Annotated in this window: 14 protein-coding genes and 1 tRNA gene; 10 read left to right on the forward strand and 5 right to left on the reverse strand. The window is 57.6% G+C overall.

What is annotated here, in order from left to right; genetic code table 11:
• Positions 1 to 47: 47 nt before the first annotated feature.
• The 3 genes from I8E17_RS07185 to I8E17_RS07195 form a co-directional block, all read right to left on the reverse strand.
• Positions 48 to 662 (reverse strand): GntR family transcriptional regulator, encoded by a 615-nt coding sequence (locus tag I8E17_RS07185; RefSeq protein ID WP_069612126.1) that lies wholly within the window; start codon positions 660 to 662, stop codon positions 48 to 50.
• Positions 663 to 841: 179 nt separating this feature from the next.
• Positions 842 to 1,048 (reverse strand): hypothetical protein, encoded by a 207-nt coding sequence (locus I8E17_RS07190; protein ID WP_069612127.1) that lies wholly within the window; start codon positions 1,046 to 1,048, stop codon positions 842 to 844.
• Positions 1,049 to 1,242: 194 nt separating this feature from the next.
• The gene (locus I8E17_RS07195) at positions 1,243 to 1,500 is read right to left on the reverse strand and encodes a GlsB/YeaQ/YmgE family stress response membrane protein (RefSeq protein WP_069612128.1); all 258 of its coding nucleotides are present in this window, start codon (positions 1,498 to 1,500) and stop codon (positions 1,243 to 1,245) included.
• 377 nt (positions 1,501 to 1,877) lie between these two features.
• Between I8E17_RS07195 and I8E17_RS07200 the strand changes: the two genes are divergently transcribed.
• From I8E17_RS07200 to I8E17_RS07210, 3 genes are all read left to right on the forward strand, one after another.
• A tRNA-Lys gene (locus tag I8E17_RS07200) sits at positions 1,878 to 1,953 on the forward strand.
• A gap of 675 nt (positions 1,954 to 2,628) precedes the next feature.
• Positions 2,629 to 3,108 (forward strand): hypothetical protein, encoded by a 480-nt coding sequence (locus I8E17_RS07205; RefSeq protein ID WP_112721342.1) that lies wholly within the window; start codon positions 2,629 to 2,631, stop codon positions 3,106 to 3,108.
• Positions 3,109 to 3,521: 413 nt separating this feature from the next.
• Complete coding sequence (locus I8E17_RS07210) at positions 3,522 to 3,800, forward strand: hypothetical protein (protein WP_069612129.1); 279 nt, start codon at positions 3,522 to 3,524, stop codon at positions 3,798 to 3,800.
• An 813-nt stretch (positions 3,801 to 4,613) separates the two neighbouring features.
• Here the strand turns inward: I8E17_RS07210 and I8E17_RS07215 are convergent.
• Positions 4,614 to 4,913: a PsiF family protein gene (locus I8E17_RS07215; RefSeq protein ID WP_219510734.1), complete on the reverse strand. Its 300-nt coding sequence runs from the start codon at positions 4,911 to 4,913 to the stop codon at positions 4,614 to 4,616.
• A gap of 284 nt (positions 4,914 to 5,197) precedes the next feature.
• Here I8E17_RS07215 and I8E17_RS07220 point away from each other — a divergent pair, with 284 nt between their 5' ends.
• On the forward strand, positions 5,198 to 5,965 hold the full coding sequence (locus tag I8E17_RS07220) for a cytochrome c biogenesis CcdA family protein (RefSeq protein ID WP_069612131.1): 768 nt from the start codon (positions 5,198 to 5,200) through the stop codon (positions 5,963 to 5,965).
• 63 nt (positions 5,966 to 6,028) lie between these two features.
• Positions 6,029 to 6,991 carry an AEC family transporter gene (locus I8E17_RS07225; RefSeq protein ID WP_069612132.1) on the forward strand — a complete coding sequence of 321 codons (963 nt, stop codon included), beginning with the start codon at positions 6,029 to 6,031 and terminating at the stop codon, positions 6,989 to 6,991.
• Here the strand turns inward: I8E17_RS07225 and I8E17_RS07230 are convergent.
• Positions 6,968 to 8,170 carry a UbiH/UbiF family hydroxylase gene (locus I8E17_RS07230; RefSeq protein WP_069612133.1) on the reverse strand — a complete coding sequence of 401 codons (1,203 nt, stop codon included), beginning with the start codon at positions 8,168 to 8,170 and terminating at the stop codon, positions 6,968 to 6,970. The two genes, I8E17_RS07225 and I8E17_RS07230, sit on opposite strands and share 24 nt — an antisense overlap.
• Before the next feature lie 212 nt (positions 8,171 to 8,382).
• Here I8E17_RS07230 and pcsA point away from each other — a divergent pair, with 212 nt between their 5' ends.
• Genes pcsA through I8E17_RS07255 form a run of 5 tightly spaced genes read left to right on the forward strand, consistent with a single transcriptional unit; the run spans position 8,383 to position 13,712 of the window.
• Complete coding sequence (gene pcsA / locus I8E17_RS07235; protein ID WP_069612134.1) at positions 8,383 to 9,108, forward strand: phosphatidylcholine synthase; 726 nt, start codon at positions 8,383 to 8,385, stop codon at positions 9,106 to 9,108.
• 12 nt (positions 9,109 to 9,120) lie between these two features.
• The gene (locus I8E17_RS07240; RefSeq protein WP_069612135.1) at positions 9,121 to 10,104 is read left to right on the forward strand and encodes a quinone oxidoreductase; all 984 of its coding nucleotides are present in this window, start codon (positions 9,121 to 9,123) and stop codon (positions 10,102 to 10,104) included.
• A gap of 41 nt (positions 10,105 to 10,145) precedes the next feature.
• Entirely contained in the window at positions 10,146 to 11,720 is a 1,575-nt protein-coding gene (locus I8E17_RS07245) for an ABC transporter ATP-binding protein (RefSeq protein ID WP_069612136.1), read from the forward strand.
• Entirely contained in the window at positions 11,710 to 12,795 is a 1,086-nt protein-coding gene (locus I8E17_RS07250) for an ABC transporter permease (protein WP_069612137.1), read from the forward strand. Before I8E17_RS07245 ends, I8E17_RS07250 begins: the two co-directional genes overlap by 11 nt.
• Positions 12,792 to 13,712: an ABC transporter permease gene (locus I8E17_RS07255; RefSeq protein WP_069612138.1), complete on the forward strand. Its 921-nt coding sequence runs from the start codon at positions 12,792 to 12,794 to the stop codon at positions 13,710 to 13,712. The genes I8E17_RS07250 and I8E17_RS07255 overlap by 4 nt, the downstream gene beginning before the upstream one ends.
• The last annotated feature ends 4 nt before the right edge of the window (positions 13,713 to 13,716 follow it).

Consider the following 13,716-nt stretch of genomic DNA (forward strand, 5'->3'; position numbering starts at 1 on the left):
CCTAAACCCGGAATGAAAGGCGGCTTTGGTAACGGGGCCGCCTTTTTTCATGTGCTGCTGAGGTAATCGATAAGCGAGGCCATGGCTGCCTCGGCAGCATCCGCATTACCAGCTTGAATGGCTTCGATGGCCTGAATATGCATGGCGATCGCGCCGCCCATGCGGTCATGCGTTCCAGTCGAATACCACAGCCGTCGCGCGTGTGTTTGCACTGATGCCAGCGCTGCCGTGATGAAATTGTTGGGGCAGGCGGCTTCAAGAATCTCGTCGAAGGCCTTGTCGGCGGCGAAAAAGCCGGGCAGGTTGCCGGTAACGGAGCATTCCTCCATCCGTCGAGCGCATTCCCGTAATTGCTCGCGCTGCTGCGGATCGGCATGGGTCGCTGCAAGTGCTGCTGCGAGCGGTTCTAGTTCGCGCCTGACCTGCATGACATACTGATGATCTTCGGGACGGATCTCCGCAATTTGCAGGCCGACGCGCGGACGCACATGGATCAATCCCTGCCATGCAAGCTTCTGAATAGCTTCGCGTACCGGCGTTCGCCCATGTCTCGCCCTCTCGATCAGCTGTTTTTCGGTGACAAGGGCACCTGGCTTCAACTCGAGCGTCACGATCGCATATTCCAGCGCGAGATAGGCGAGATGGCTAAGGGAATTCTGCATCCGTGATAGTGTCCGACTTATGCGTGAGGGCACACAGTGACACCTCGCATCATCGAAGGCAACGCGTCGTGATATATCAATAAGGCCCGATTGGCAGCCGTATGCATCGCCTAACCCGGATCGTCGCCCCGCAGGTCGACGATTCGGATATGGCGCCTTTGGGCGAAGGAGCTGCGTCGTTACTGGCCGATTGCAGTGGCGAGGGTGGGCGGCCTTCGTTTGGCGGCCATGAGCAGGTCCAGTTCGGTGGACGATGGTCCGAACTTATAGAAGAGGCGCTTTGCCTCCGCATCGTCGAGGCGGTATTTCCGTGCAAACTCGGCAATACTGTATGGGCGACCGCGGATGACTTTTCGGGCGGTTGTCCGATTGGCGTTTTCTGTCATGTTTCCAACCTCCTTTCGGCTCCCTTCTTTGTTAAATAGCGCCCAGTTCGGGCTTGGAAAGGCCTTGAAAGTCAACGCATCTCCACTAAAGGGCCGCTTTCCGCCGAAGCTCGTGCAATAAAAAAGGGAAGGCGGACAAACCGCCTTCCCTTTTTTCCTCTTCCCGATTTAGGCGTACCTTGCCCGATACGCCGTTAACGTCTGATCAGTCGACCCACGAAAATAAGAATGCAGGCGCCGATGAAACCCGTAATCAGGTAGTTCAGCCATACATTGAACGGTAGCGCGATGCCGACAGCACGGAACAGCCAGCTGGCAACGAGCGCGCCGACGATGCCGAGGATGATGTTCATGATTATGCCCGTGTTGCTTTTCATGATCATCTCGGCGAACCAGCCAGCTAGGCCGCCGATGATAATTGCTGCAATCCAACCGACGTTTGCGTCTTCCATAAAAGAACCTCCTGAGGGCCCGACAGGTTGTTAACAATAACTGATATACACCAAAAACGATTCGCACCCCAACCGTTGCGGATGGCGAACCGATCGATCCGTTCATTGCAACCCTGATTATTATGGGAAATTGTTACGGCTGTTTGGGTCGGTGAGAATCGTTTGCCTTGTTGGAGCTCATCCAACCACGGTGTCGAATTTCTGATTTTCCTTAATAGCAGGCGACTTCTTCGGCTCGATGCCGTCATTTCGTGGCAGCCAGCTGAGGAAAAGCATCTTCGGTCGCTCGCAACCACAATTTTATGGGTTGACCACAATAGGGCGTCTGCATATGTTCCGCGCACTTCCAACCGGAGCAGCTTCTGCCTGCGGAGAGGGAGAGCGTAGCTCAGTCGGTAGAGCAACTGACTTTTAATCAGTAGGTCATGGGTTCGAATCCCATCGCTCTCACCATCGCCTTTTGGGTCCATACCGAAGAGATAGGTAACCGAACGTCCCTAGGACCAAGGTCGCGGGCTTTTGTATTGCTCGATTTTCCAGTGACGTTACGCGGATAAAGCACCTGGCCAGATGCGGCACACAGACAGGAACAGCCAATTTTGCCGTGCAACCCAGACGTAAGAATAGCCCGGTATTCGCTGCCTGCAGGGGAGATGCGCGAATCGAGATATTTATCTGGCGCCGCTGATCTACTAAATGAGCGCTCTTAATACCGAAGGATCAAGATGTCTGACCATCCGCGTTCATTAGAGTCGACGAGGCGTTGCTTATCGGATCGAAAGCCGAAAGGGACGATTATTTACATAATGGTCGCCGCAGTTGCTGTAATCATCGGCTTGACTTCCGGGCGGCACGAGAGCGCGATCCAAACGGTCCCCGAGGTGGCGAAGCTGGTTCATTAGATCGCTCATGAGGCGAGCCGAAGGCCATACGGCCCGGCAGCCTTCGCAGTCGTTTCTGCATTGCCAAACCTCATGGATTGTTGGCCTCGGCTCGCGACGTGCTTTCGTTTTCCAGGCATAACGCACAGGTTGTTGATGAGATTTGGCCGGAATTGGCTGGTGACGAATCTCGATTTGGTAGTACCATAGCTTCATCAATGAGATTGTTGGTGAAGACGACAGGCGAATGATGGAATTCGTGGCAGAGCTGTCACTATGGGAGATTTATGCAACCGTTTGTGGGTTGCTGGTATCCTTGGGACTGTTGGCCGGATTGATCGCGGGCAGGAGGCTTCCGATAGCCTTGAGGCTGCTGCCGCTTTTAGGAATCGCGATGACCACACCGGTGACCGAGCGGTTAGTGGTTCCCTTCCTTTCGGAGCGCTATCCGGTGATCTTCGCCAACAAGGATTTACCTAAGAAGATCGATCAAAGGACCACACTGACGAAGATAGATCTCACCGATCATATCTATAGCTATTTTTACGATCTTGACGACGATGATGACGATTTCGATCCGCCTCTCGTCAAATCCGCACAGCTCACCGACCTCTGCGACTTCCTGTTGCCGAAGTTCAGTTCCGGCGAAGCATCTTTGGCGAATTACATCTATCAGCTGAAGGGTAGGGACTATTCATTTTCAGTCGACAGCACCGACTGCTCCTGACCTTTGGACAGGCGAAACATTAAGAGCACCCTGAGATCGGCGATCGCTTATGGTCGAGCAAGGCCCAAGCATGTTCCGTGGCCAATACCTATGCGATTGCGGGACTATGAGTGCGATCGCGGGATTATGCGATTGTGGAAAGTGCAACGACCGCAACCGCGGTGAGGCCACCGAAGATCGGTAGCAGTCTCAACATAACGAGCCGCGCGAGCTTCCTCCGTTCGACCAACGTCATGATCAGCTTCCTCACATGGCAGTGAAGCTTAAACGCATGAAATTCATGATTCGTTTCACGTCTACCGTCGCATTGTTATATTATCTGTCGCTAAAAGTACAGTGAGGTGGCGCTTTACCGCTTCCAAGACGAAAATCCTCCCAAATTCGCTTGGAAGTCGGATGGGGGATCGCCGACTATGATGGTGTCGCTATTTCCATCGGAACCTAATCGCATCAAGCGAGTTCCCTTTTCAAAAGACAGGAGGCGCATCTTGGCACAGGATCGACAAAGTGAATCGCATGGCGGACGTGAGAAGAAGCAAGCCTTGGCGAAAATACAGCATAGCGAGATCCGCAAGGACGACCGGCTGAATAAAGAAAAGGACGAGGCTTCCCTCGTTGCCGATCCCCGCAACAGGCTTGCCGAGGGTAAAGTCGATCTGGTGACGAAAGAGCGCAAGCCTCGGGACGCATGAGTCCTAGGGACGGATGAGCGATACACCGATGTCGGATGGCTGCTCGTGCGCGTCATGCGCCGTTTCTCATGGAAAGATGATCGTGCAGTCCGGCAAAAGTAGCGCAGCGACGATTGCGAGGCGATCACCGTTTCGGTAGCGACGTTGCTGTTTGCGTCACCGACTTCATTCTCCATCATTCATGAATGCAACGACTTAGGTGACGATCGGTTTGTGCTGCCGTCGTTCAGCGCGATGGCCATGATGGCAAGAAGAACATATTCGCGCTTCCAGCCTGATTTCATCTCCGCAGCAACCACGCTCTCGATGGAAGGTTCCAGGGCGAAAAGACAGGCTGTCAGATAGTTAGTCTGTGATGCTGCTTCCGAAGGGGGAGGGTTTATGGCGGGTCTCAACTTCCTGCTCCGTCTATGGATTTGACCGGGTGGGGGTGGAATGTAATGTCAGCCGGTTTCCCGCGTTTGTCTCGTTTATTGCAGAACGTTGCTACGGCTGCGAGAGAGCCAAGCCCGCAATCGATACAGTGAGCGGGTGATGTCCAGATAACGCACACTCGCGCCGGCCGGCATCAATGGCGCCAGCCTGCAACGTCATCTTAGAAAAGGTGCCAACGGTTTTCCGTCCGGAATTCGTCGAGAACAACAGGATATGTCCGACTAAAGGATCGCAGTACAAACGATCGTCGAAAGCAAACAGCGTTCAGATGCCGCAGCTCGGTCTTTCCGTCGGGTTATTTGATGGGAGCGCCGCAATGGCCAACTCTACCGCCAGCTGGACGGCAAAGTTGACCACGATTCGAGAATGAAACGAGTTTTAGGCCTTGCCGCCGTTCTTCTTGCAATCGCTTCGGAACTTGGCACGTGCCTTTCCATGCAGACCCTTGGCGTCAGCCTGAGCCGAACATGCCTTTGAAACGGCGGTTTGGGCAGGCTTTGTCGCCTTCGGCTTCATCGTATTTGTCGTCGACGGGGTCGACGTCGTTGCGCTCGGGGTTGTTGTGGTCGTGCTGGGGGGTGTTGTGGTCGTGCTGGGGGTGGTCGCCGTTTGTGCCATTGCACTTACGCTGAAGAGTGCGACAAAGGCTGCAGTCGTGAACATAGTAGCAATACGCATGGGGGCTTTTCCTCCGCTGAGTAGCTGGGGTGGAATGTACGTTGTTCGACGAACATCAACAGCTTGAACCAATATTTTTACAAAAGCAATTCGTTCATCAGCCGGCTCCGAGACCCTTGATCACGCCCGGAAAATCCGGGGAAAACCGCGATCTTGCGCATGGCTGCGCGTAGCCCAATTCCGTCAACTTTAAGGCAAGATGCCAAGCCCGCTCGAAAAGGTGATTGGCTTTCCGCTACCCGCGCCATTAGGAAAGAATCGGAATGACATAGCCGGAGTCCATCGTGTCGCTTACCGATATCTCGCTTCTGAGTGCCTTGCTCGCCGGAGCGCTTTCGTTTCTTTCACCCTGCGTGCTGCCGCTCGTGCCACCCTATCTCTGCTACATGGCGGGAATTTCGGTCGAGCAGTTTCGCGGAGGCGGTGCAGCGGTAGCGGGAGGCGCGAGTGTTCCCGGCCCGAGCGTTCGCGGCAATGTGCTGATGTCGGCATTGTTCTTCACCTTGGGATTCGCCACCGTATTCGTCGCGCTGGGTGCCGGTGCCTCTTCAATCGGCATGCTTTTGCGCCAGCACCTTGATATTCTTGCCAAGATCGGCGGTTTGATCATCGTCATCATGGGGCTGAACTTCCTCGGCGTCTTCCGCATCGGCCTTCTGGCGCGGGAGGCGCGCTTCCAGAGCGGCGGCAAGCCGGCGACGCTGACGGGCGCCTATGTCATGGGCCTCGCCTTTGCTTTCGGCTGGACACCTTGCATCGGCCCCGTTCTCGGCGCCATCCTCGGCATTGCCGCCTCGCGTGAAACGGTCGGCGCCGGTGCGGGCCTGCTTGCCGTCTATTCGCTCGGGCTTGCCATTCCCTTCTGGATCGCCGCCGGCTTTTCCGGCGCCTTCATGGGCTTTCTCTCCCGCTTCCGCCGCCATCTCGGCACGGTCGAAAAGATCATGGGCGGGCTTCTGGTGCTAACAGGTCTGGCTTTCATCTTCGGCTATGTGAGTGACATGGCGATCTGGTTTCAGCAGACCTTTCCAATCCTGATGAAAATCGGCTAAGTCGGGCGATACCTTCCGCCTTCTTTTTCCCGGCAAGTGGAACATGCCCGATGGCTGACACCCATGGCTGATATTGTTGGTCTGCTGCTGCCTTTCTTCGGCTTGATCCTGATCGGTTACGTCGCCGCGCGCATTACGAAGCAGCCGGCAGAAGCGCTCGGCTGGCTGAATACGTTCATTATCTACGCAGCATTGCCGGCCCTGTTCTTCAGGCTCGTTTCGCAGACGCCGATCGAACAGCTGACTCGGATCGACTTCATCGCCACCGATATCGCCGCGACTTACTCGATTTTCCTGCTGCTGTTCCTGATCGGCCATTTCCTGCGCCGCAATTCGCTTGCCGACAGCACCATCCAGGCCTTTGCCGGCGCCTATGGCAATATCGGCTATATGGGGCCGGGGCTTGCGCTACTGGCGCTCGGCGAAAGAGCCGCGGTTCCGGTAGCGCTGATCGTGTGCTTTGAAAACGCACTGCATTTCATCGTCGCGCCCGCCCTAATGGCGCTGGAAGGCGGCGACAAGCGCTCTCCATGGCGCGTTGCTGCCGATATCGCCCGGAAGGTACTGCTGCACCCTTTCATCCTGTCGACAGCGCTGGGTTTCGTCGTAGCTGCGTTATCGCTGCATCAACCGATCGCCCTCGAGCAATTTGTCAATTATCTCGCGCAAGCGGCTGCGCCTTGTGCACTATTCGCCATGGGGGTAACGCTCGCGCTGCGTCCGCTGAAGCGGGTTCCAGTCGAGATCGGCTATATCGTGCCGGCAAAGCTCATCCTGCATCCATTGGCCGTCTATGTCGTCCTGCAAGCTGTCGGCGGCTTCGATCCGATCTGGATCGAGGCGGCCGTATTGCTGGCGGCGTTGCCGACGGCAACGAACGTCTTCGTCATCGGCCAGCAATATGGTGTCTGGCAGGAGCGGGCCTCCGCTACCATCCTGATCACCACGGCCTGTTCCGTGGTGACGGTTTCGCTGGTGCTCTATCTGATAAAATCCGGCAGCTTACCGGCGCAGCTTTTCCCGTAATGCCGACGAAAAATTGCGCAGGCCGCCACCCGGTTCGATACCCTCGCGCATGACGATGTTGCGCAGCGGAGCAATGGCCGAAAGCACATGCAGGCCTGCCGCGCGCAGCATCTGTACCGGCAGGAAGTCCGACAGCAGCGAACGATTGAGAAGATCGACGCTTGCCGTGCGGCTGATGATGTCAGCACGTCTCTTGCGGTCGAAACTATCGCCCGATGTGGCCGGGATCGGCTGGTCCCCCCGCGTGCAGAGAATATCTGTCAGCGCCAGGATATCGCGAAGGCTGAGATTGAGGCCTTGCGCGCCGATTGGGGGGAAGACGTGGGCTGCTTCGCCGATCAGCGCGGCTCGACCCTTGCCGAAGCGATAGGCTGTCATGCCTGAAAGGGGCCAGACCTGCACGCTGTCTTCGATCGTGACTTGGCCGAGCATCGATTGCATCCGCTCCTCGACCAGCCGGCCGAGTTCTTCGAGCGACTTCTCTGCATTGGCTGCCGCTTCGGCCGGCTTCTGAACCCAGACGAGGCTGGAGCGCCGGCCGGGCAGAGGCACCTGTGTAAAGGGGCCGCTTTCGGTATGGAATTCGGTGGAAATATTCTGATGCGGCAGGCTATGCGAAAAATTCAGAACCATTGCCGATTGCGGATAGGACCAGCCCTTGGTCTTGATTCCGAGCGTCTCTCGCACCATCGAATTGCGGCCGTCCGCGCCGACGACGAATGCCGCATCAATCGAATCGCCATTGTCGAGGGTAATCGATACGCCATCATCGCCGAAGGTGATCTCGGAAGCCGTGGCTTCGATGCGGCTGACATTGCCTTCCGCTTCGATGGCTTGGCTGAGATTGTCGAGCAACACGGAATTCGGAATATTGTAGCCGAAGGCATCCAGGCCGATTTCGGACGATCGGAACGAGACGGTCGGCGCCCGTAACAGTCGCGATGTGCCGTCTATGATGCGCATCGTTGTCAGCGGCGCGGCCGAAGGTGCGATCCTGTCCCACAGCGTCAGGCGTTCCAGAAAGCGGATCGACTGATCCATCAGCGCCGTCGTCCGCTTGTCGGCCTTGTTGTGCGGCGCCGCGACAAGGGCGACGGATCTTCCGCCGCGTGCCAGCGCGAAAGCCGTGATCATGCCGGCGAGTCCACCGCCGATAACGGCCACTTCAATCTGCTTCATATCGATGCCTCAATTGCCTTTGGTTCTGAAAATAAGCGCTTAGCCTGTTGAAATCCATGGGATGAAACATCGCAACGGGTGAAAATGACAGTAAGTCGCGCTAGCGTGCCGCAATGAACGCTTTTGCGCTGGCGATGCCGACCAAAGGATGCATATTAGCGAGAAAAACCGCCTGCCGGGGCAGGTGAATAAGCTGACGAGTCGTGGGGCGGATGAAAATCTTCAATTACAAGCGGGTGCCTTATGCGGAGATGCGTGCGTTCTCCGTTCATATACTGACGGCATCCGGATCGTTTCTCGCCTTTCTCGGTGTCGTCGCGGCGTCGGAACATCGCTTCGTCGATATGTTCTGGTGGCTTGGCCTGGCGCTGCTGGTCGATGGCATAGACGGGCCTATCGCGCGCAAGGTCCGAGTCAAGGAAGTGCTGCCGAACTGGTCCGGCGACACGCTCGATAACATCATCGATTACGTGACCTACGTACTCCTGCCGGCCTTCGCGCTCTATGAGAGCGGCATGATCGGCGAGCCCTGGTCGTTTGTCGCGGCCGGCATGATCGTGGTTTCCAGTGCCATCTATTATGCCGATACCGGCATGAAGACGGACGAATATTTCTTCTCCGGTTTTCCGGTCGTCTGGAACATGGTGATCTTCACCCTTTTCGTCATCGGCGCCAGCGCCACGACAGCCATGATCCTCGTCGGCGTTTCCGTCGTCCTGACCTTCCTGCCGATCAATTTTCTGCATCCCGTGCGGGTCAAGCGCTTGCGGCCGCTGAACCTTGGCATATTTCTCTTCTGGTCGGCGCTTGGCATCTATTCGCTGCTGATGCATTTCGTCATGCCGCAATGGGCCGTTGCTCTCTTCATCATCAGCGGCATTTATCTTTATTGCATCGGTGCCGTGCTGCAGTTTTTTCCGTCCCTCGGACGTCAATAAGGATTGCGCATCATGAAGAAGACCAAAGCTATCCGTATCCATGAAAATGGCGGTCCGGAGGTCATGAAGCTGGAGGAGGTGGATCTGCCGCCTCCCGGCTCGGGCGAAGTGCAGCTTCGCCACGCCGCGATCGGCCTCAACTTCATCGACGTCTACTTTCGCTCCGGCCTTTACAAGGCGCCTCAATTTCCATTGCCGCTCGGTAAGGAAGCTGCGGGGACGATCACCGAAGTCGGGCCTGGCGTAACCGATTTTGCCGTCGGCGATCGCGTTGCCTATGCCGGCAGCGATGGCGCCTACAGCATCGAACGCAACATTGAGACCCGGCATCTGGTCAAAGTGCCCGATGATATCACGCTTGAAACCGCGGCATCGATGATGCTGAAGGGCATGACGGCCGAGTATCTGCTGAACCGCACCTTCAAGGTTGGTCCTGGAACGACGCTGTTGTTTCATGCGGCTGCAGGCGGTGTTGGCCTGATTGCCGGCCAATGGGCCAAGGCTCTCGGCGCCGAAACCGTCATCGGCACTGCCGGTTCCGCCGAAAAGGTCGAACTAGCGCTAGCGCACGGCTACGATCACGTCATCGACTACAGCAAGGAGAATTTTGCCGAGCGCGTCCGCGAGATTACCGGCGGCAAGGGGGTCGACGTCGTCTACGACTCGGTGGGCAAGGATACTTTCCCGCGGTCACTCGATTGCCTGAAGCCGCGCGGTATGTGGGTCACCTTCGGTCAATCTTCCGGTCCGATCGAGAATTTCAATCTCGCCATCCTCAATCAGAAGGGCTCGCTCTTTGCCACGCGGCCGAGCCTTTTTGCCTATGTCGGCACAGCTGAGGAGTTGAGAGCCAGTGCAAAGGCGTTATTTGCTGTTGTGCAAAGCAGCAAAGTGCGTATCAATATTCATCAAACTTATCCGCTTGTTGATGCAGGGCGCGCGCACGCGGATTTGGAAGCCAGGAAAACGAGTGGAACTACACTACTGATCCCATAGATCCGTAAAGGGCAGGACGGTGGGAAGGAAATGAGGGGAACGTGTCGTCATCCGATGCGCCGGCAACCGGTGCACTATTGTCGGTTCGCAAACTGACGAAACTGTTCGGCAGTTTTACTGCTTGCAACGAAATCGATCTTGAAATCCAGCCGGGAGAAATTCACGCTCTCCTCGGAGAAAACGGCGCAGGGAAATCCACGCTCGTCAAGATGCTGTTCGGCGTGCTCGAACCGTCGCATGGGCAGATTGTCTGGCAAGGGCAACCTGTATCGATCGACGCGCCGGGCACTGCGCGCAAGCTCGGCATCGGCATGGTGTTTCAGCATTTTTCTTTGTTCGAAGCGCTGACTGTCGCGGAAAATATAGCGCTCTCGCTCGACAGCAATATCCCGCTCGCAAAAATTTCCGAGGAAGCCGCAAAGCTCTCTCACGCCTATGGCTTGCCGCTCGATCCGAATGCGCATGTCGCCGATCTTTCGGTTGGCGAACGCCAGCGCATCGAGATCGTGCGGGCGCTTCTGCAAAACCCCAAACTGATCATTCTTGACGAGCCAACCTCCGTTTTGACACCGCAGGAAGCCGATCGTCTCTTCGAGACCCTGTTCAAGCTGAGGGACGAGGGGCGCTCGGTGCTCTACATCAGCCATCGGCTGGAGGAGGTGCAGCGCATCTGTTCGCGCGCCACCGTCCTGCGCCATGGCAAAGTTACGGGTGCCTGCGATCCGCGGCAGGAAACGACCGGTTCGCTCGCTCGTATGATGGTCGGCAACGATGTCGCCAGCGTGCAGCACGAGGGCCTCGGTGCTAAGGGAGATATTCTCCTGGAGATTGCGGGTCTTTCGGCACCGGCACGAACCCCGTTTGCAATGGCTCTCAAGGACGTTTCCCTGCGTGTGCGCGCCGGCGAGATCCTGGCGATTGCCGGGGTTGCCGGTAACGGCCAGGGCGAATTGTTCGATGTCATTTCCGGCGAATACACGGTCGCAGCGGATGATCTCGTCCAACTGCGCGGCAAGTCCGTCGGCACCAAGGGCATTAATGCGCGGCGGCTGATCGGCGCGGGTTTCGTGCCGGAGGAACGCCACGGTCATGCCGCGGTATCCGCATTGAAGCTGTCGGATAACCTCGTGCTCGCCCGGCATCAGTCGGATCGCAAATCGTTCCTGGGGGGTGGCTTCTTCAACGTCATCAGGCACGGCGCGGTCAAGCAGGCGACGAAGCGCATCTGCGAGGCGATGGATGTGCGCAAGAGCGGCGAGGATCCGGCTGCCGGCGCCTTGTCCGGCGGCAATCTGCAGAAGTTCATCGTCGGCCGCGAACTGGATCGCCAGCCAAGCGTTCTCGTTGTCAATCAGCCGACCTGGGGCGTCGATGCCGGCGCCGCAAGCCGCATCCGCCAGGCACTGGTCGATCTCGCCCGCGATGGCTCGGCCGTGCTCGTCATCAGCCAGGATCTGGATGAGATTTTTGAAGTCGCGACCGATATTGCCGTCATTTCGGAAGGGCGGCTGTCGCCGTCCTATCCCGCCGGCGAGTTGACGCGCGAAAAGATTGGCCTGCTGATGGGCGGGCTGCATGAATCGAAGACGCATTCGGAGCCTGCACATGCGCATTGAACTTGAAAAGCGCCCGCAGGTCTCGAAACTGTTCGGTTTGCTTTCACCCCTGCTTGCTCTCGCATTGGCGCTGATCGCAGGCACCATCATGTTCGCCGTCATGGGCAAGGATCCCGTCGAGGCGCTCGACGCCTTCTTTGTCGAGCCTCTGCTGGAAGTGTGGTCGCTGCACGAACTGGCGATCAAGGCCGGGCCGCTGATCCTGATCGCCGTCGGCCTTTGCCTCTGCTACCGTTCCAACAATTGGAATATCGGTGCCGAAGGCCAGTTCACGATGGGCGCGATCGCCGGATCATTCATCCCGATCGTCTTCACTGATTGGCATTCGCCGATGATCCTGCCTTTGATGCTGATCGCCGGCGCCATCGGCGGTGCGCTCTATGCCGCCATTCCTGCGCTGCTGAAGGCTCATTTCAATACCAATGAGATCCTGACGAGCCTGATGCTTGTCTATATCGCGCAACTCTTCCTAGATTGGTTGTCGCGCGGGCCGTGGCGCGATCCGCAGGGCCATAACTTCCCCCAGAGCATCGACTTTCCGCCGGAAGCCGTCCTGCCTGCGATCTGGGAGGATTCCGGTCGGGCGCATTGGGGCATCGTCTTTGCCGTGATCGCGGCGATCCTTGCCTGGTTCGTTATGAAATATACGCTGAAAGGCTTTGAGATAAGCGTGCTCGGCCAGTCGGCGCGGGCAGGGCGCTTTGCCGGTTTTTCCTCGCGGAAAATGGTCTGGTTCGCCTTCCTCGTTTCGGGAGCGCTCTCGGGCTTGGCCGGCATATCCGAAGTTTCCGGTTCCATCGGCCATCTGCAGCCGGCGATCTCGCCGGGTTACGGTTTCACCGCCATCATCGTCGCCTTTCTTGCGCGCCTCAATCCGCTTGGAGCCATTCTCTCCGGTCTCGTATTGGCGCTGACCTATCTCGGCGGTGAAGCCGCGCAATTGTCGCCGGGGATATCAGCCAAGGCGGCCAGCGTTTTCCAGGGCCTCTTGCTGTTTTTCGTGCTCTCCTGCGACACACTGATCTATTACAAAATCCGTGTGATCTGGTCGCGGGTCCGTGGAGGTGCGGCATGAGCGTTTTCGAAGCGATCCTTTTGACGATCATCACCGCATCGACGCCGCTTGTCATTGCCGGCCTGGGCGAGCTGGTGGTGGAGCGCTCGGGCGTTCTCAATCTCGGCGTCGAAGGCATGATGATTATCGGCGCCGTCGCCGCATTCGTCGGAGCCCAGATGAGTGGGTCGCCCTATGTCGGCCTGCTGAGCGGCATTGTTGCCGGTGCGCTCTTTTCGCTGCTGTTCGGCTTTCTCACGCTGACGCTAGTCACGAACCAGGTCGCGACCGGCTTGGCTCTGACCATCCTCGGACTCGGCCTTTCCGGCATGATCGGCGAAGGTTATGTCAGTGTGCCGGGCGTGCAGCTGCACGAGATCGTCTTCCCGTTCCTGTCGGATATTCCGCTGATCGGCTCGGTGCTGTTCAAGCAGGACCTGACCTTCTATCTCTCGATCGCGCTGCTGATCGGCGTGAATTGGTTCCTCTTCCGCAGCCGCGCCGGCCTGAAGCTGCGTGCTGTCGGCGACAGCCATGGCTCGGCCCATGCGCTCGGCATCGACGTCATCCGCACGCGCTATCTCGCCGTCATGTTCGGCGGTGCCTGCGCCGGGCTTGCCGGCGCGCAGCTCTCGCTGGTCTACACGCCGCAGTGGGTGGAGAACATGTCGGCCGGCCGCGGCTGGGTGACACTGGCATTGGTCGTCTTTGCCTCCTGGCGGCCGATGCGCGTCATGGCCGGCGGTTATCTCTTCGGCGCCGTAACGATCCTGCAATTCCATGCGCAGGGCTTCGGCGTCGGCATTCCCTCGCAATTCCTGTCGATGCTGCCCTATGCGTCGACTATTGTGGTTCTCGTCATCATCTCTCAAAATCGCCGCGCGACCTTGATCAACACGCCAGCGTCGCTCGGCAAGGCCTTCGTTCCGGAGCGCTAATTGC

It is taken from the genome of Rhizobium sp. AB2/73, assembly GCF_020871915.1.
GTDB classification, from domain to species: domain Bacteria; phylum Pseudomonadota; class Alphaproteobacteria; order Rhizobiales; family Rhizobiaceae; genus Rhizobium; species Rhizobium dioscoreae.

Coding starts and splice junctions, on each gene's coding strand:
- I8E17_RS07190 (WP_069612127.1), bottom strand. CDS start 1,048: ATGACAGAAAACGCCAATCGGACAACCGCCCGAAAAGTCATCCGCGGT.
- pcsA (WP_069612134.1), top strand. CDS start 8,383: ATGAAAATCTTCAATTACAAGCGGGTGCCTTATGCGGAGATGCGTGCG.
- I8E17_RS07230 (WP_069612133.1), bottom strand. CDS start 8,170: ATGAAGCAGATTGAAGTGGCCGTTATCGGCGGTGGACTCGCCGGCATG.
- I8E17_RS07195 (WP_069612128.1), bottom strand. CDS start 1,500: ATGGAAGACGCAAACGTCGGTTGGATTGCAGCAATTATCATCGGCGGC.
- I8E17_RS07240 (WP_069612135.1), top strand. CDS start 9,121: ATGAAGAAGACCAAAGCTATCCGTATCCATGAAAATGGCGGTCCGGAG.
- I8E17_RS07210 (WP_069612129.1), top strand. CDS start 3,522: ATGATGGTGTCGCTATTTCCATCGGAACCTAATCGCATCAAGCGAGTT.
- I8E17_RS07185 (WP_069612126.1), bottom strand. CDS start 662: ATGCAGAATTCCCTTAGCCATCTCGCCTATCTCGCGCTGGAATATGCG.
- I8E17_RS07255 (WP_069612138.1), top strand. CDS start 12,792: ATGAGCGTTTTCGAAGCGATCCTTTTGACGATCATCACCGCATCGACG.
- I8E17_RS07215 (WP_219510734.1), bottom strand. CDS start 4,913: ATGCGTATTGCTACTATGTTCACGACTGCAGCCTTTGTCGCACTCTTC.
- I8E17_RS07250 (WP_069612137.1), top strand. CDS start 11,710: ATGCGCATTGAACTTGAAAAGCGCCCGCAGGTCTCGAAACTGTTCGGT.
- I8E17_RS07205 (WP_112721342.1), top strand. CDS start 2,629: ATGATGGAATTCGTGGCAGAGCTGTCACTATGGGAGATTTATGCAACC.
- I8E17_RS07225 (WP_069612132.1), top strand. CDS start 6,029: ATGGCTGATATTGTTGGTCTGCTGCTGCCTTTCTTCGGCTTGATCCTG.